This is a genomic window from Rhizobium sp. P28RR-XV, assembly GCF_012641385.1.
GTDB lineage: Bacteria > Pseudomonadota > Alphaproteobacteria > Rhizobiales > Rhizobiaceae > Rhizobium.
On the sequence record NZ_JABAIG010000006.1, the window covers coordinates 291,399 to 307,320 of the forward strand.

At 59.3% G+C, this 15,922-nt stretch carries 14 protein-coding genes and 1 pseudogene; 3 read left to right on the forward strand and 12 right to left on the reverse strand.

Features of this window, described 5'->3' with window-relative positions:
* Positions 1–6 precede the first annotated feature (6 nt).
* Positions 7–870 (reverse strand): alpha/beta hydrolase, encoded by an 864-nt coding sequence (locus HGP12_RS15150; protein WP_312862894.1) that lies wholly within the window; start codon positions 868–870, stop codon positions 7–9.
* Positions 871–979: 109 nt separating this feature from the next.
* On the opposite strand from HGP12_RS15150, the pseudogene HGP12_RS15155 reads away from it, so the two are divergent.
* A pseudogene (locus HGP12_RS15155) lies at positions 980–1,872 on the forward strand (LysR family transcriptional regulator).
* A 550-nt stretch (positions 1,873–2,422) separates the two neighbouring features.
* Here HGP12_RS15155 and HGP12_RS15160 read toward each other — a convergent pair.
* The 3 genes from HGP12_RS15160 to HGP12_RS15170 all read right to left on the reverse strand — a co-directional run bounded on the left by HGP12_RS15160 (position 2,423) and on the right by HGP12_RS15170 (position 6,523).
* Positions 2,423–3,904, reverse strand: coding sequence for an alginate export family protein (locus HGP12_RS15160; protein WP_168841840.1), 1,482 nt, complete (start codon positions 3,902–3,904; stop codon positions 2,423–2,425).
* 155 nt (positions 3,905–4,059) lie between these two features.
* Positions 4,060–4,563: a VOC family protein gene (locus tag HGP12_RS15165; protein WP_168841749.1), complete on the reverse strand. Its 504-nt coding sequence runs from the start codon at positions 4,561–4,563 to the stop codon at positions 4,060–4,062.
* Between the two features lie 154 nt (positions 4,564–4,717).
* A complete protein-coding gene (locus tag HGP12_RS15170; RefSeq protein WP_168841748.1) occupies positions 4,718–6,523 on the reverse strand; it encodes an amidohydrolase in 1,806 nt (601 codons plus the stop codon).
* A gap of 238 nt (positions 6,524–6,761) precedes the next feature.
* On the opposite strand from HGP12_RS15170, the gene HGP12_RS15175 reads away from it, so the two are divergent.
* On the forward strand, positions 6,762–7,664 hold the full coding sequence (locus HGP12_RS15175; RefSeq protein WP_168841747.1) for a LysR family transcriptional regulator: 903 nt from the start codon (positions 6,762–6,764) through the stop codon (positions 7,662–7,664).
* A gap of 134 nt (positions 7,665–7,798) precedes the next feature.
* Here the strand turns inward: HGP12_RS15175 and HGP12_RS15180 are convergent, their stop codons facing one another.
* From HGP12_RS15180 to HGP12_RS15205, 6 genes are all read right to left on the reverse strand, one after another.
* Positions 7,799–8,140, reverse strand: a complete 342-nt coding sequence (locus tag HGP12_RS15180) for a hypothetical protein (protein WP_168841746.1) — start codon at positions 8,138–8,140, stop codon at positions 7,799–7,801.
* 68 nt (positions 8,141–8,208) lie between these two features.
* A complete protein-coding gene (locus tag HGP12_RS15185; RefSeq protein ID WP_246703397.1) occupies positions 8,209–8,526 on the reverse strand; it encodes a GNAT family N-acetyltransferase in 318 nt (105 codons plus the stop codon).
* A 49-nt stretch (positions 8,527–8,575) separates the two neighbouring features.
* The gene (locus HGP12_RS15190) at positions 8,576–9,511 is read right to left on the reverse strand and encodes a pirin family protein (RefSeq protein ID WP_168841745.1); all 936 of its coding nucleotides are present in this window, start codon (positions 9,509–9,511) and stop codon (positions 8,576–8,578) included.
* 154 nt (positions 9,512–9,665) lie between these two features.
* Positions 9,666–10,556, reverse strand: coding sequence for a LysR family transcriptional regulator (locus HGP12_RS15195; protein ID WP_168841744.1), 891 nt, complete (start codon positions 10,554–10,556; stop codon positions 9,666–9,668).
* A 28-nt stretch (positions 10,557–10,584) separates the two neighbouring features.
* Positions 10,585–11,625: an Atu2307/SP_0267 family LLM class monooxygenase gene (locus HGP12_RS15200; protein ID WP_168841743.1), complete on the reverse strand. Its 1,041-nt coding sequence runs from the start codon at positions 11,623–11,625 to the stop codon at positions 10,585–10,587.
* A 198-nt stretch (positions 11,626–11,823) separates the two neighbouring features.
* Positions 11,824–12,486, reverse strand: coding sequence for a hydrolase (locus HGP12_RS15205; protein WP_168841742.1), 663 nt, complete (start codon positions 12,484–12,486; stop codon positions 11,824–11,826).
* Positions 12,487–12,636: 150 nt separating this feature from the next.
* Here HGP12_RS15205 and HGP12_RS15210 point away from each other — a divergent pair, with 150 nt between their 5' ends.
* On the forward strand, positions 12,637–13,521 hold the full coding sequence (locus HGP12_RS15210; RefSeq protein ID WP_168841741.1) for a LysR family transcriptional regulator: 885 nt from the start codon (positions 12,637–12,639) through the stop codon (positions 13,519–13,521).
* A gap of 365 nt (positions 13,522–13,886) precedes the next feature.
* Here the strand turns inward: HGP12_RS15210 and HGP12_RS15215 are convergent, their stop codons facing one another.
* Together HGP12_RS15215 and HGP12_RS15220 are read right to left on the reverse strand one after the other, a co-directional pair.
* Positions 13,887–14,843: a zinc-binding alcohol dehydrogenase family protein gene (locus HGP12_RS15215; protein ID WP_168841740.1), complete on the reverse strand. Its 957-nt coding sequence runs from the start codon at positions 14,841–14,843 to the stop codon at positions 13,887–13,889.
* 65 nt (positions 14,844–14,908) lie between these two features.
* Positions 14,909–15,907, reverse strand: a complete 999-nt coding sequence (locus tag HGP12_RS15220) for a homoserine dehydrogenase (protein ID WP_168841739.1) — start codon at positions 15,905–15,907, stop codon at positions 14,909–14,911.
* Between the last annotated feature and the right edge of the window lie 15 nt (positions 15,908–15,922).

Here is a 15,922-nt window from a genome sequence, read left to right on the forward strand (position 1 = left end):
TATGACTCAGACCGAGAGCTTCGCCGTGAAGAACGGCGCGAGCACCGAGACGGCCTCGTCGACATATTTGTGGCCGTCATAGAGCTCCATGTGATTGGCACCCTCAACGATGTGGACGGACTTGTCGGTGCTGGCGGCGCGATCAAAGAGATCGTCGCTCATCCACTTGCTGCCCGCCACGCTGCCCGCGACGATCTGGATCGGCTGGGTCAGATAAACATCGGCCATGTGATAAGCATCGTAGGTGATGATCTGGTTCAGGCTGCGCAAGGTCGCGACACCGGGTGAGGTTGGGCACTGCGCGCGGGCGGTGTGGTAATATTCCCATGCCTGACGAAGCTCTTCGTTCGGCGCGTCCGCTTCGTTCACCGGAGCCAGCGGCATCGTGGCGGAGCCCGCCTTCGCATCCTCGGTGCGGGCGTTGGAGCCAGCCTCGATATAGGGCAGCGCATCGATGGACTTGACGGTGTTCTCCCAGCCATTGCGGAACATCGAGCCGATATTGACGGCGCTGACCGTGCCTATGGCCTTGATGCGGCGATCCTGGATCGCGGCATTGGCGGTGTAGCCTGCCCCGGCGCAGATGCCCATGGCGCCGATGCGATCTTTGTCCACGTAGGGCAACGTCGTCAGGTGGTCGATGACGGCACTGACGTCCTCGGTGCGGATGTAGGGGTTTTCGAGCTGGCGCGGCTCACCGCCGCTTTCGCCCTGATAGGAGGCATCATAGGCGATGGTCACGAAGCCGAACTTGGCGAGCTTGGCTGCATAGGTGCCGGCCGTCTGTTCCTTCACGCCGCCGCCGGGATGCGAGACGACAATCGCCGGATACGTTTTGCTCTCGTCAAAGCCTTCGGGAAAGTTGATCACCGCTGACGATGCGGGATCGCATGTCCCTTGCCGATGGAGAAAATCTAGGACAAAACAATTGTCTCGATTAGAGGGATAATTACGCTTGGCCTTATCACTGAGGTGATGAATGAGACGGGATGAGATCGCCGATCTGGCGGCGTTCGTGGTGGTCGCCGAGGAGCGCAGCTTCACCAAGGCCGCCGCCCGTCTCGGCATGGCGCAATCCGCGCTCAGCCAGATCGTGCGGCGCAGCGAGGAAAGGCTCGGCCTGCGGCTGCTGTCGCGCACGACGCGCAGCGTCGCGCCGACCGATGCCGGCGAGCGTCTGCTCGCAACCTCGGCCCGATGCTGCACGATCTCGACACGGCCATCGCTTCCCTGGGTGAGCTGCGCGACCGGCCCTCCGGCATCATCCGCATCACCACGGTCGAGCATGCGGCCAAGACGCTGCTGCTTCCCGCGATGAAGAGGCTGCTGCCCCACAATCCGGACATATCCGTCGAGCTCACCATCGACTATGGCCTGTCCGATGTCGTCGCCGATCGTTTCGACGCCGGTGTGCGGCTCGGCGGGGAGATGTCGAAGGACATGATCGCGGTGCGGATCGGCCCCGACATTCCGATGGCCATCGTCGGCTCGCCGGACTATTTCCGCACGCACCCCATTCCCACTGCGCCCGCGCAACTCATCGATCATCGCGCGATCAATCTGCGGCTCCCGACCTCCGGAACGCTGAACAAGTGGCGTCTGATGCGCGGTGGCCGCGAGACGCGGGTCAGGGTCGACGGTCCGCTCGTCCTGAACACCATCGACTTGATCCTCGACGCCGCGCTCGATGGTCATGGCGTCGCCTATCTGCCGCTCGATCAGGTCCAGCCTCACCTCGCGTCCGGACGACTGACGCGGGCGCTCGCCAAGTTCACACCAGATCTGCCGGGCTATCACCTCTACTATCCGCACCGGCGGCATGCTTCCACGGCGTTTACTGCTTTTGTTGAGACCGTGCGGTTTCGCGGCTAAGGACTTCGCCCGGCCAACAGCAGTTCGTTGAGGTGAACGCAAATGGCGTCAGGAAGCGGAATGGCTCTCAAAGTTCGTTGCCCGGATCAAGGGCAGTTTTCCCGACGTAGCCGCCCCGAACCTACCAGTCCGTTTCCCGTCCAAAGTGGGACATTCAACCCGCATAAGCCTACCGGCAACTTTTGGACAATCGCTCAAACGGTCGGAATGACTGGAATCGGAGCGCAAAAGCGCCAGGCCGCGTGACTGCCACTGCTTGTCACTCGCGCGCAAGCGCATATCACCTGCCAACTAGCGGCGTGGGAGATAGCCAGGTCGAGGTCGATTGATGACCAGAAGTCGCCAGAGCCTGATTTAAACCTATCGATTCAAGGGAATAGCACGTCGTAGATAATCGTCGATTTGCGTGGTCCGGCGTCCGGCAGCATGGTTGCGGGGGACAGGATTTCATCTTAACTTGCGATCTTCAACGTCAGCGGATCCATTGCTTGTGCTTCTGGATGCCGAGAACCGGGTGGGTATTTCGCAGTGCTGCGTAGAGTCGGCATTGTTACCACACCAGCTTCAGCTCTGCTCTGACATAATTGCTGTCGCGGCCACCCACAGCTTCGAGCGCCGACCCGACTTGGTAGTGAACAGCCTCCAGCGACCCCGTGAGATTGGGATTGAAGCGGTAGTCCGCCCTGACCTGCAAATAAGCTCCGGTCCATGCCGGCCCCTGACCCGCCGTGCCAGCTACGGGAATGCTTGGCAGGGTGTAGACGGCGTCGTCTGTCGTCTGTCGCCAGAGCAGTCCGACCCCGGCCATCAGGGTCAGGTCTTCTATCGGCTGAACGGTGACCGATGGTTTTATGTGAACGAGGTTGGTGTATCCGGTATGACCGCCGAGCGAGAAATAAAAGCCGTTCGGAAACAGCGGATTGAAAGTGCCGAGCGTACCGTCGCCCGCATCACCGTCGCCCGACGCCACGTCGAACTGCAGACCGATGCGCGGCGACCAGGTGACATTCTCGAAGGTGTAGCCGGTTCTCGCACCCATGGCCCAGGCCAGAATATCGGCTGCGCCCACCTTGCCGACCTGTCCCATCGCTTCCACATCCCAGTCGAAACCGGCATATTTGCCGGCCGTCCGAATATTGAGGATATGCCTGTCCTCCTCACCCGACGCGGTGAGAAATGTGGCGTCTTTGCGCTGATAAAGCGCGTAATAGGCGGAGGCCTCGATATCCGGCGAGAGCTGCCGCTCCACGCGGACCCCGCTGAACATTGCATCGCTGCTCGATCGATCATCGAAAGGATCGTCATCGCGATACTGAACAGGTTGGCTAACAAGACCATAGAAGCGCCATGCATCCGTCTCCCACCCGGCCCAGACCGCATCGAACGCCTGGCGGACATTCGGCCCATCGCGCACCGATACGAACCGCTCCAGGTCAAAAGCGAAGTCCTGGCGGCCGACCCTCGCCCTGAACGTTCCCGCGTCAGTCTCCTGCGTGTAGCCGATGAATGCCAGCCGAAGGTCGAATTGGTTTGCGTCGTTAGGGCCGACCACCGTCTTGTCGAACGCACGCACATCTTCGAACTGCGTGAACACTTGCCAGTTTTCGTTCAGGTGAACATCGATATGGAACTGCGCGCGCTGCAACCAGTAGGAGTCTCCGGGATTTGCACGTACGGTTCCGAAAGCCGGCGCATCACTGACTTCAAAGATTTCGCGAAGATTGAGCCCGAGCGAGATGTAGCTGTCGGGATTGGACGGAAACAACGGAATGTACTTGAGACTATCCAACGGCTCAGTCCGCAGTTTCGGATCCGCAAGAAGCGACCAGTCCTCCCGCGACCGGTCGGCTTTTATCAAAGGCCTCTTCTGCTCCAAGAGAAAATCATCCGCTGCCAAGGCTGACCGGTAGCCCCACTGAGCAAAGGCAAGGACGGCAAGTGTGAGCGGGAGTGACCGCACGCATCGAGCGGATCGAAGGCTGAACGCCAAGGATATACCGGGAATGACGTATTTCTTCTTCTGGCCGATCATCGGCTCTCTTTCCGGCTTTCGCCACATGGCAACGTCCTATGTCAGCTTTTGTGGGTGATCGCGGCCAATCACCACTCATCAGGCGAAACGCGGGCGCACGCGGCGATCCCAGCTATATCGTCCGACCGAAGATGGGATTTCGTAACCAGACGGGTTTATGGGTGAAATCGTTCTGGATTCGTCCGCGAGGCTATGCGCGGCTGGATGACTTCGGCTAATTCAATCACGTTCCCGAAAGGATCGGCGACGAAAGCGATCTTGCAGCTGATCTCATCCACCTGAAACGGTTCGACGAGGATATTGACGGCGCGGCGGCGCAGTTCGTCCGTCGTGGCTTCGATATCGGTAACGGTCAGGCAGAAATGATGGTAACCAGCGTATCTCAAGCTATCGGCCAGATCCTTGTAAGGCGGTAGCGGGTGCGGGCTAGGGTCGCCACCGGCAAGCAGTTCGACCATGAACCGATCGTCATCTGGCGGCGCGAGAAAGGCGAGCTGTTGGTCACCATAAGCCCACGTGTGGACGACGCGCCAGTCGAGCTTATCCTGATACCATTTTATGGCGACGTCCCGATCAGGAACACGGATCGCAACGTGATGTCCGCGCACATCGGCGAAGAGCGATGATGTTCTATCACGCTGCGGATTGAAGTCAGCCAATTGTTATTCTCCTAATATGACGACGGACACCTTGCCGCGTGTGGTTCCCAACCGGGGCGCGAAATCCCTGTCAATGTCGGCATGGTTCGGAATGGCGTCGAAGCCTCAGTCCAATGACATTTCAGGGAAAACGCGGAGAACTTTTCCGCCGGGTTCATTTTTCCCCGTAATAGGTGCCGAAATATTTCACAGGCGACCAATCCGGAAGGATCGCGGGCAGTTTTGGCGATAGAGCGCTATAGTCCTGCGCACCAAACACGACCCTGCCATCCATAACCGTCAGAACCGAAGAAACAGATTTGATCTGATCCTCAGGCACCGAAAAGTAATCCCTGTCGAGAACGGCGAAATCCGCGAGATTGCCGGGGGCGATCATCCCCATTTCGGTCTCCGTGTTCATGAACCACGCTGCGCCACTGGTGAACAGTTTCAGCGCCTCGGTGCGGGAAAGGCGATTGTCGCTGGCGAGAACCTCGGATCCGGACACCGACTTCCCGGACACCATCCAGCTTAAAGCAACCCACGGGTTGTACGTCGCTGCCCGGAAGGCGTCGGTGGTCATGGCCAGAGGAATACCACTATCCACGAGCATGCCCAGGCGCGGCGTCTGCAACGCCTTTTCGCGACCATATGTTTTTATGAAACCATCGCCGTGCAGCGCCATCTTGGCGTCCAGGGCAATTCCGCCGCCCAGCTTCTTCACCCGGGCGATGTTCTCCGGACTGATGGTCTCGGCGTGTTCGAGGCTCCATTTCAGGCCATCGAGCGGAATCGTCTGGTTTACCTTCTCCAGACCGTCGAGAAACGGGGAGATGTTCTCGTTATAGCTGATGTGCATGCGGAACGGGATACGCCGCTGGACCAGCTTCATCACATCCTGCTCGACGAAACGCCGCATCTTCTCAGGCTCGATAATGACCGCCGGGCGGTCGAAATTCTCATGATCATGCACTTCCCCGCTCAAGACCTCCCCGGCGCCCCGATATTCGTGGCCATGTGCCAAGTTTGGATGCAGGTTTTGCCCCGGACTTATCGGCGCCGTTTTGGTGATCGCATCGATTTCCAGGTCCACCATGTTTACCGGCCCACCGTCGCCGAGTTGCAAGTCCACAAAGGGCATGCGCACGTTGAGGCGGTTGTCTCGTGCAAGCACGTCTACTCTCGCCTGTGCTTCCGGGTAAGGAAACCTGCCGCCGTTATCGATGATCGAGGTCACGCCAAACCTGTTCAGACCGTGAATGCTGTAGATCAACGAACTCACTTGTTCGTCGAACGTGGGCTGCGGCACCATGGCCTCAAGAGCGAGAAACAACCAGGTATAGCCGTGGACCACACCGGTGGGGTTGCCTCGGCTGTCCTTTTCGAATTCGACGTCCGGTATTTTCGGGAACCGATCGGTTCCCACGCAAAGCGCCTCCATCGCCTGCTTGTTCAAAAAGGCTTGGTTATAGGCATATTGCACGATCGTGGGGCGATCGGGCACGGCGCTGTGCAATTCGTCCAGTGTGGGAAAGCGGTTCTCCTCAAACTGGTAGGGCGACCAGCCTCCGATAACCTTGACCCATTGACCCTCCGGCGTGCGGGCGGCCTGTTCGCTCAGCATCGTCAATGCCTCGCGCAGCGTCGGCACGCCATCCCATCGAACATTGTAGCTGTAAGCCAGATCGTTGAGGACATGGATATGGGCATCGATGATGCCGGGTATCAGTCTGCGGCTGCGAGCATCAATAATCTCGGTGTTAGAGGTCTTCAGACCGAGTATGTTCACATCAGAGCCGACGGAATAAATACGGCCTTTCTTGACCGCCAAAGCCGAAGCTTCGGGTTGAGCCTGGTTGCCGGTGAAGATTTTTGCGTTGAAAACGATCAGATCAGCGCCGGCCTGCTCCTGCGTCGTCTGCGCCTGCACGGCAGAGAAAGAAAGACTTGTCACAAACGTGATGAATATTTTCCTGATCATTTTTGCCCTCGATCGACTACTTTACAAATTGCGCTGATGCGGAAGCCGGCGCCCTGCGGATGGTTGCGATTGATTGAAGTGCGTTGAAGCTGCCGCAAAACGTCACCACCTCCCCAACCCATCGTTGAAGGGCGACTCGTCACACGCCTCCGGCATGTCCAAGCGAACAGTGCCATTGCAATTTCGGCTACGGTAGGCCACCAAGATGCCACACTGTGTCGCCGGAAAGGAAACACCAATGGATATTGAGGAACTGCGCACCTTCGTGGAAGTTGCTGACGCCTCCAGCGTCACACGGGCAGCCCGCCGGCTTGGCGTTTCCAAATCGCTCGTCAGCCGACGGCTTGCTCGGCTTGAGCAATTTCTGGGCGTTCAATTGCTCGCGCGCACGACGCGCAGCGCCTCTTTGACTGAAGCTGGCGCAACGTTTCGCGAGCACGCAGCAAAAATCTGTAATGAGTTTGATGTTGCAAGGGACGCCACACTTCCCTCAGGAGACCTGCGTGGCCGGTTACGTGTCGCTGCGCCGCTTTCTTTTGGCCCGACACATTTTGCTCCCATCTTCTCTCAAATGGCGCGCAGACATCCGCAACTGCAAATCCATTCTTCCTATACCGATCGTTTCGTCGATCTCGTCGGAGAGGGTTTTGACTGCGCCATTCGGCTTGGCCACCTTCAAGATTCAGTGCTGGTCGCAAAACGTGTCGGATCGATCTTTGGCATCCTGGTTGCGAGCCCCGAATACATTGACGCTCACGGCGCTCCGCTAACACCAGGCGATATCGTAAATCATCAAGTCGTCATGCGAGACGATGAGAGATGGCAATTCATGGATGGCGACGGGATCGTTACCGTGCGGCCCCAGGGGCGCTTCGTAGCTGATAGCGGAATATCTCTCGTGTCTGCCGCTCTGGATGGCATTGGGATCGGCTACCTGCCTGAACCGCTTGTCGCAGATCATATTAGCTCAGGCGCTTTGGTGCCAATCATGACGCGTTATCCGATTCCGCCTGCCGGTATCTTCGTCGTAAGGCCACCCGGCCAGCATCCCTCGCGAAAGGTGAGGATACTCACTGAGATGCTCATCGAACGCTTCGGAACCGCGTCCGTCTTGGACGGCCCAGCGCCCCATGGCAAGTAAGACGAACGATCAGCTTGTATATCGCGGCAAGCTTGCAGGTCGACCGGCTCTCTCAAACTCTGTGGCTTCGCAAAATAGATCGGTGCCGGACGGAACAAACTGCGCGATACTCGATGCCGGTGAACAATAAAGCGCTATTTCGTCGGATACGGCTCGATGTCAGCGGACCAATAGTGCCTGGCGATATTCTGGGAGTTCCGGATGACGTGATAGGCGGTTTCAGGATTTCCCCCTGCGAAAGTATCCGGGTCCGCACCACACATGATACAATACATTCTCTGATGAACGACTGCCGCAAAATATTGCAATGCGGGGGCGGCATCTTCCTGGCCGATTGCTCGCATGTCCTCGAGCGCCCTTTTGGTCGCCTCTTCCAGAGCACAGGAGACCGCGGCAGCAAGGGTCTTGTCAGTCCGACTGATGACCTCGGCGATCTGGCGGTCTGCCAGAGTCAGATCAGGAGTGTTTTCAGCCATTGTTCATCTCTCTGCAAGCAGCTTGAAAGGCTCGCCACCGGCTCTGGCTCTTTGTTCGGTTGAATTTCTCACTTTCTTAAAACATCCTGCCATTCCGCGTGTCGTTCGATCTGCGCTTTGGCGAATGGGCAAAGCGGGATGATCGTGATGCCGTCCCGCCTGGCATCCTCAACGGCCTGGCGGACCAATTGCTCGCCAATTTTCCGGCCACGCAACGCGGCAGGAACATCCGTGTGATCGATAATGATCAGCTTTTTTCCCGCACGACTGTATGTCATCTCGGCTTCGTGCCCATCGACGACGATCCGGTAGCGTCCCTTGGATGCGCCATCTTCCCGCTCAACCTCTTCGCTCATCACATTTCCCCCGTCAGCATGATTGTTCATTGTTGCGATCCGCCGCGATGGTCTTCTCGTTGAAGTCGGTCGGCAGAAATCAATCGGGCAAGGGAATGTGCTCATCCCTGTCGTCGGCTGGAAGATCGAAACGCCCCTCTCCCCAGTTTCCTGCACGCCATTCGGCCTTAGCCTCTTCGATGCGCTCCTTCGAGGAGGCGACGAAATTCCACCAGATGTAGCGTGGTCCTGAAAATGTGGCGCCGCCAAGCGCCATCAGCCTTGCGCCCCGACCGCCTGCGGTGACAGTGATCCTGTCACCGGGACGGAACACCATCATCTGCGGCGCTTCAAAGTCCTGGCCGGCGATCGAAATCGAACCTTCCACGATATAGATCCCGCGGTCCTCGTGATCGTCCGGCAGGGGCAGTCGTGCACCCGCTTCCAGCATGACATCGGCATAAAAGGTCTCGGAAAACATCCTCGCAGGAGCTGTCTCGCCGTAGGCATTTCCCAGGATAAGCCGGACCTTCGCGCCGCGATCTTCAATGATGGGAAGCGCCTGTGCTCCATGATGTTCGAACATCGGCGCCATGTCTTCGTGGCTGTCAGGAAGCGCAACCCAGGTCTGGATTCCTAGCAAGCTTTGCGGCCCGCTGCGGCCTTCAGGCGTAGTGCGCTCGGAATGCGTGACACCCCGGCCCGCAACCATCCAGTTCAGGGCTCCAGGGCGAATGATCTGATCGGCTCCCGTGCTGTCGCGGTGATGGAATTCGCCGCGATAGAGATAGGTGACGGTGCCGAGGCCAATATGCGGATGCGGCCGCACATCAATGCCCTGTCCAGTCAGGAGTTCCGCGGGTCCGACCTGATCGAAGAAGATGAATGGCCCCACCATTTGACGATTCGGCGCAGGCAGGGCGCGTCGAACTTCAAAACCACCGAGGTCGCGCGAACGTGGAATGATGAGGGTGTCAATCGCATCCAGACCGATCTCTTCAGGACAGGCTGGTGCCAGGGCAGGATTCCAACTCATGCTTGTTCTCCTCTTCGCTCTGCAGAATGGGGCCGCTCGCCTACCCGTTTACGAACCGACTGGGCAAACCCGACACTAAAAATAGAAAGCAACGGCGACTAGCTGCGGATAGCGCTACGCTGTGTCGCCGAAGACGCAACACGCTGTCGCGGCATCACATCTCGACGTCCCAACAATGCGTGTCATTCTCGAAGGATTCGATCAGGAACTCCGAGAGAACCCGCACCTTCCGGGATGGATGTGGACTGGGAGGCCGCACGACATAGACCCCGCCAACCGGTAGCGGAAAACGGGTCATGATCGGAACGAGAACCCCTGACGCGAGATAGTCACGGGTGACACAATCAGGGAGCCAGGCGATGCCGAGTCCCTCGGCGGCTGCGCTCGCAAGCGCCATGCCGTTGTCGGTCCTGAAGCGGCCTTGCGGCTGCACGGTGACGATCTTGTCGCCGTCCATGAATCGCCAGGTCTCCGCACCAACCAGAGCCTGGTGAGACGTGATGTCTTCCGGTGTCTCGGGTGCGCCATGCAATCTGATATAGTCCGGGCTCGCCACCAGCTTGCCATAGATCTGGCCGACCCGTTTTGCGATCAGGTTGGAGTCACGCAAGGCGCCAACACGGATCGCGCAATCGAACCCGTCGACGATCAGGTCGGCAAACCGATCGCTGTAGTCGGCTTGTATCTGAAGCTGCGGGTTTTGACGTGCTATTTTGGCCAGAACCGGTGCGAAATGGACCGGACCCGATGTCAGCGGAACGGCCACCCGGAACCGCCCACGGAGGTCACCTTCGGGTAGGACCGCCTCGCGCGCCATGTCGATCTCCGCACAGACCCTTGCCGCATGGTCCCGAAACAGGACCCCGGCTTCCGTCAAACCGGCTCCCCGTGTCGTTCGCGCAAGAAGCTGCGTACCAAGTGCACCTTCGATCCTGGTCAGGCCGCGACTGACCATCGACTTCGAAACCCCCAGTCGTCGCGCAGCCGAAGTGATCCCTCCAGAATCGGCCACCTCGACGAATATCCGCAGATCTTCGATGTCCATGCAGCACTCCTCTGTTGCGACACGATCGCTACCCGTCCTGTCGCGCAGTCCTGACGATCGGCGCGACCTCCGCGCCCAGAAGCTCGATCGACTGTTTCATCGCTTCTGTTTCGAGAGAGGCGGTGCTCATCTGGAAGGTGATGCGCGAAAGGCCGCCAAGCGTTTCACTGGCCTGCAGCATTTTTGCAGCCACGGTTTTCGGATCGCCGACAAGGAATGCACCGCCAGGACCCGCCATGATCTCGAACTGCTGGCGCGTGGGCGGCGACCAACCGCGCTCACGACCGACCTTCGTCGTCAGATGCGCCCATCCGGGAAAGAAGGCATCCTTCGCCGCCATATCGGTTTCAGCGACAAAACCCATTGCGTGGACGCCTATCTTGAGCTTCTCGGGATCATGTCCGGCGCGTTGACCGCTTTCGCGATAGAGATCGACAAGCGGCCGGAAGCGGTCGAAGCTGCCGCCGATGATCGCCACCATCAAGGGAAGACCGAGTGTGCCGGCGCGCGCGAAGGATTCCGGCGAACCGCCGGCGCCGATCCAGACTGGAAGCCGCTCTTGGTGTGGACGCGGAAAGACCCCCTGCCCTTTGAGAGCTGGACGGAAGCGGCCTTCCCAAGTGATCTCTGTCGTTTCGCCGAGCTTGAGAAAGAGGTCAAGCTTTTCGGCAAAAAGTTCGTCATAATGCCGGGTATCAAGGCCAAACAGTGGATAGGCCTCGATGAAGGACCCCCTGCCGACCACAAGTTCGGCACGGCCTTTGGAAATCAGATCGAGGGTTGCGAATTCCTGGAAGACACGCACCGGATCGGCGGCACTCAGGACCGTGACTGCGCTCGTTAGCCGGATCCGAGTGGTGCGGGCGGCGGCAGCAGCCAGAATAATAGCAGGGGCGGAATCGAGAAACTCGCTACGATGATGTTCTCCGATACCGAAGACGTCGATCCCGACGCGATCCGCGACAACGACCTCCTCAATAAGCTCAGCCATGCGATCCGTCGGCGATGGGAGCTTACCCGTTTTAGGATCCGGCAGAATGGCTGCAAAACTATCGATACCTATTTCCATGCTTGGTCCTTCCAAATTTCGCCGGTTTATCGCCGTACTTACCAGGCCAGTTTCATCGACGCTCTCGGATCGCCGCCGTCGCGATGGGCGCAGGCACTTTTGGCGTCCGATTAAACATGCTTGAGTGGGGATGGCGAGGTCCGACTTGAGGGCCTTCGCGGCAACATCAATTCGAAATTCCGCCATCCCGGTCGGCTTTTACAGACCGGCCTTGCTGGCCGCCTGTACGGGCGTGTTGAGAAGCTGCTGCTCCCACAGATAGGCGATGCCGCTGCCGCCAGCATGATCGACGATAACGTCCGTCAGCGCCGCTGCGGTCTCCTCACGCGCCCAATCGCGCTGCCATTCGGCAGCGATCGCAAGCCACGTCATCATGTTGATGCCGGCCCCCATCATCCGCTGGATCGCGACCTGATGCGCTTCGACCGAGGTTCCGCCTGATGCATCGGTAATCACGGTCACGTCCCAGCCCTCGCCGGCAGCCTGGATTGCCGGCATGGCAACGCAGACTTCGGTCCACAGACCGGCAATGATGAGCTGCTTGCGGCCGGTGGCTTTCACCACATCCACCACTTTCGAGTCCTGCCAGGTGTTGATGAACGTGCGGTCGATCACCTCCTGTCCCGGAAACACATCGGTGAGGTGCTTAAACAGCAATCCGCCGCGACCGGCAATCACGCTTGTCAGGATCGTCGGGACGTTGAAAACCTTTGCCGCTTTCGCAAGCGCTGTGGTGTTGTTGACGACCGCCTGTGGATCGTGGCTGTTCACGTTTGCGAGCTGATAAGGCTGATGGTCGATCATGACGAGCACGGAGTCTTCGGGGCGAAGAAGTGAGCCAAGGCCGTTACGAAAGGTCATACTTGTATCCTATGTTGGCGGTTGATTGAGATACTGCTGGAGGGGCGAGCGCCCTCCGAAGCGCCGTCTGCGGAATAACCTTGTCATTCCCGATTTCGATGCGGTAGTCATCGTTTGTGCTGAACAGTGTCGCGGAATGGGGAACACAAGATGGACATCGAGGACCTGCGGACGTTTGTGGAGGTAGCGGATGCGGGCGGGGTCACGCCCGCTGCGCTGAGGCTGGGCGTTTCCAAGTCGATGGTGAGCCGGCGGCTTGCGCGGCTTGAGGCAGAACTCGGCGTGCAACTGCTCGCAAGATCCACGCGCGGGGCCTCCTTGACGGAAGCGGGCGCCACTTTCCGTGATTATGCTGCCAGGGTCAGCGCCGAGATCGATGTCGCCAGAGATACGATCCTGCCGGCTGGCGAACTGAGCGGCCGCCTGAGAATTGCGGCACCCCTGTCGTTCGGGGCCACCCACTTTGCATCTGTCCTTGCCGACATGGCATTGCGCCATCCGCAACTGCAGATCCAGACAAGCTACAGCGACCGTTTCGTTGATCTGATTGCGGAAGGGTTTGATTGCGCGATCAGGGTCGGTACACTTCAGGATTCCAATCTCATTGCGAGACGCGTTGGCCCCCTTTACGGAAAATACGTCGCCAGTCCCGGCTATATCAAAGCCCACGGGTCCCCGGAAACACCGGAGGAACTCGTGACACATCAGGCGCTGATGCAGGGGATGGAAACGTGGCAGGTGATGGACGGCGACAAGATCCTGACCATTCGCCCGCAGGGCCGTTTCAAGGCTGATAACGGGGCGGCTCTTGTCGTCGCTGCAGCAGCCGGTTTGGGTATCGCCGCACTCCCCGATGGCCTCACCCAGGATTATCGGGATTCCGGGGCGCTGGTGACAGTCATGAAAAATCATCCGCCGCCACCGGCCGGAATCTATGTCGTTCGCCCGCCGGGACAGCACCCCTCAAGAAAGGTCCGCGTTCTGACCGAAATGCTGATCGAGTGTTTCGGCAGCGGCGGGCATCAAACCGATTAACGCTAGCCGGCTTGCAATACATGCAGCAATGGCCGGCGCCTTCGGCTACAAAAGTCCTTTTCGCTGAACGGAGAGAGATCGAACAGACGGTGGCCGGCCTCGTATCGACCGGCGGCACCGTGGCGACCTCCGATGATGACCTGCAGAAACTGTATCAGAAACTCAGGAAAAAGGTTGAAAGCCGCGAAGCCAAGAAGGTTTGCTCGTTCGCACTGCTGCTTGGATCGACAAAACAAGTGCCGGATATGAGAAGGTCTCATCAAAACCCGTCGGTAGATCGACATTCGCGGCAACTGTTCCTCAACGAGGTCCGTTCCATGCCAACGGCTTTCCTGCCGCCAGATCAGTTTTTCGATGCCTCCGCGTCAGGGTGTCATCACGACGCGGCCCAACGGCTTTGCCGTTTCGGCATATTCATGAGCTCTTGCTGCCTCTCGAAGCGGAAAGACCTGATCGATGACCACGTCCAACCGCCTTTCGCCAGTGGCCTCCAGAAGTTCGTCAACCGTCCGATGCACAGCAGGCCGTTCGAACAGTGACCCCATGAAAACGCCGTGAAGCGTCTGATTGTTCTGCATGGGCGACCAGAGATCGACGTCGAGACCGCCACCGCCAGCGTTTCCGACGAAGACAAGACGTCCCTCGACGGCAAGCGCGGAAAGGGAGGCTTGCAAGGTCGATCCAACGGGGTCAATCACGAGATCAACTCCCCTGCCATCGGTCAGCCGACGGGCTTCCCCAACGACATCCTGCTCAAATCGATCAATGACATGCGCGGCGCCAAGTGCGGTCAAACGCGCTTGTCGTTCGCGACCACCGGCGACCGCAACGACCGTCGCCCCCGCTTGACGCGCGAGCTGAATGGCCGCCAGACCAACACCGCCCGCGGCCGCCTGGATCAGAACCGTCTCGCCTTCATTTAGCCGGCCCTTGGTGATGACACAGTGGCGGGCCGTCCCGAAGGAGATCGGCAGTGCCGCGGCTTGCACCGTGCCGACGTCATTCGGGATCAACCATGTGCGAGAGGCGGGCACAGACCATAGTTCGGCATGCGATCCCTGCATGTCGAAGGCCGTCACCCTTTGACCAACGCTTCGGTCCCTCACGTTTTCGCCAACTGCAACAATGGTCCCGGCAGCCGCATAACCAACGATCCAAGAGGATCGCTGTGGTGTCGAGCGCCGGTTGATCAAGTCGCCGCCCTCAATCGAAATCGCCTCGACGGCAATCAGGACGTCCTGCGGCCCACAGACGGGATCGGGCACATCGGCATACCTCAAGACTGTCGGCGGACCGGGGTTGTCATAGACTGCAGCTTTCATGCGCTGTTCCTTTCCCGTTGGGGACCTCTTGCCTTGAGTGGTCGCGGTGGCTGTATCGCCCGGTTTCAGGCCATCCTTACCGCCAGGATATGTTCCAGATCTTTCAGGGCCGCCGCGGCCGTCGCAAGCGGCTCGTTTCCAGCCCCGATTGCGAGCGTCTCGCCCATCGCATCGGTGACGATGCGGATCGCCTTGTCCTTGCCGCGGATATTCGCGAGAGGATCGGCAAGCGGATAGGTCCGGATGCCGACCTCGGCGCGGATCGCACCGTTTTCGCGCCAAAGGCGGCCAACGAGTTTCGGGACAAGCCCCTGCCCGCGCCAGGCCTCGATCCGTTCCGCGGTGACCGACTGGATGCCTGCCACGGTCAGATCGCCCATCGTAAGATTAGCACCCAGTCCGAAATTGGCGAGAATCAGCAGCTTGCAAGCGGTGTCCCAACCCTCGGTGTCATTGCGTGGATCAGCTTCGGCGAAACCGCCGAGCTGAGCTTCGCGCAGGGCATCGTCAAAGCCGATCCTACGTGTCGTCATTGCATCGAGCAGATAATTGGTCGTGGCATTCAGAATGCCCTCGACTTCGAGCACCTCGCAGCCTTTGAGACTATGCTCAACCAGATCGATCGTCGGCAGCGCGGCCGCGGCGGCACCGCTAAGCTTCAACATCGCGCCGGAGCCTTTGGCGAGCGCCCACAGTTCCCGCCCGCTATGAACCAGCGCGCCCTTCGATATGACGATCGTGTCACGCCCGGCCGAAAGCGATGAACGAAGATAGGCAAGCCCCGGCCCCCCGGTGCGGAAATCGCTCGGCCCCGCCTCGATCAGAATATCAGCGTCGCTCTCCTCGATGAAGGCCGGGCCCGAGAGCCCGTCTTCGAGCGTGGAAAGTTGCTCTTCTTCCAGTCCATCCGCGCTTTTTACACCGGACCGGGATCCGCAGACGGCCACGAGCCGCATATCCGCGCCGTAGACGTCGCGATAACGCTCCCGCCGGGACAGAAGCAAGCTTGCCGTTGCCCGTCCCACTCCGCCGAAGCCTGCTATCGCAATCCTCACCGTGTTCATCGTCCCGCTCTTCCG

Bases quoted from the DNA above. Each gene is read 5' to 3' on its own strand.
- HGP12_RS15220 (WP_168841739.1), bottom strand. From the start codon at position 15,907: ATGAACACGGTGAGGATTGCGATAGCAGGCTTCGGCGGAGTGGGACGG.
- HGP12_RS15205 (WP_168841742.1), bottom strand. From the start codon at position 12,486: ATGACCTTTCGTAACGGCCTTGGCTCACTTCTTCGCCCCGAAGACTCC.
- HGP12_RS15160 (WP_168841840.1), bottom strand. From the start codon at position 3,904: ATGATCGGCCAGAAGAAGAAATACGTCATTCCCGGTATATCCTTGGCG.
- HGP12_RS15210 (WP_168841741.1), top strand. From the start codon at position 12,637: ATGGACATCGAGGACCTGCGGACGTTTGTGGAGGTAGCGGATGCGGGC.
- HGP12_RS15215 (WP_168841740.1), bottom strand. From the start codon at position 14,843: ATGAAAGCTGCAGTCTATGACAACCCCGGTCCGCCGACAGTCTTGAGG.
- HGP12_RS15175 (WP_168841747.1), top strand. From the start codon at position 6,762: ATGGATATTGAGGAACTGCGCACCTTCGTGGAAGTTGCTGACGCCTCC.
- HGP12_RS15170 (WP_168841748.1), bottom strand. From the start codon at position 6,523: ATGATCAGGAAAATATTCATCACGTTTGTGACAAGTCTTTCTTTCTCT.
- HGP12_RS15185 (WP_246703397.1), bottom strand. From the start codon at position 8,526: ATGAACAATCATGCTGACGGGGGAAATGTGATGAGCGAAGAGGTTGAG.
- HGP12_RS15190 (WP_168841745.1), bottom strand. From the start codon at position 9,511: ATGAGTTGGAATCCTGCCCTGGCACCAGCCTGTCCTGAAGAGATCGGT.
- HGP12_RS15180 (WP_168841746.1), bottom strand. From the start codon at position 8,140: ATGGCTGAAAACACTCCTGATCTGACTCTGGCAGACCGCCAGATCGCC.
- HGP12_RS15195 (WP_168841744.1), bottom strand. From the start codon at position 10,556: ATGGACATCGAAGATCTGCGGATATTCGTCGAGGTGGCCGATTCTGGA.
- HGP12_RS15200 (WP_168841743.1), bottom strand. From the start codon at position 11,625: ATGGAAATAGGTATCGATAGTTTTGCAGCCATTCTGCCGGATCCTAAA.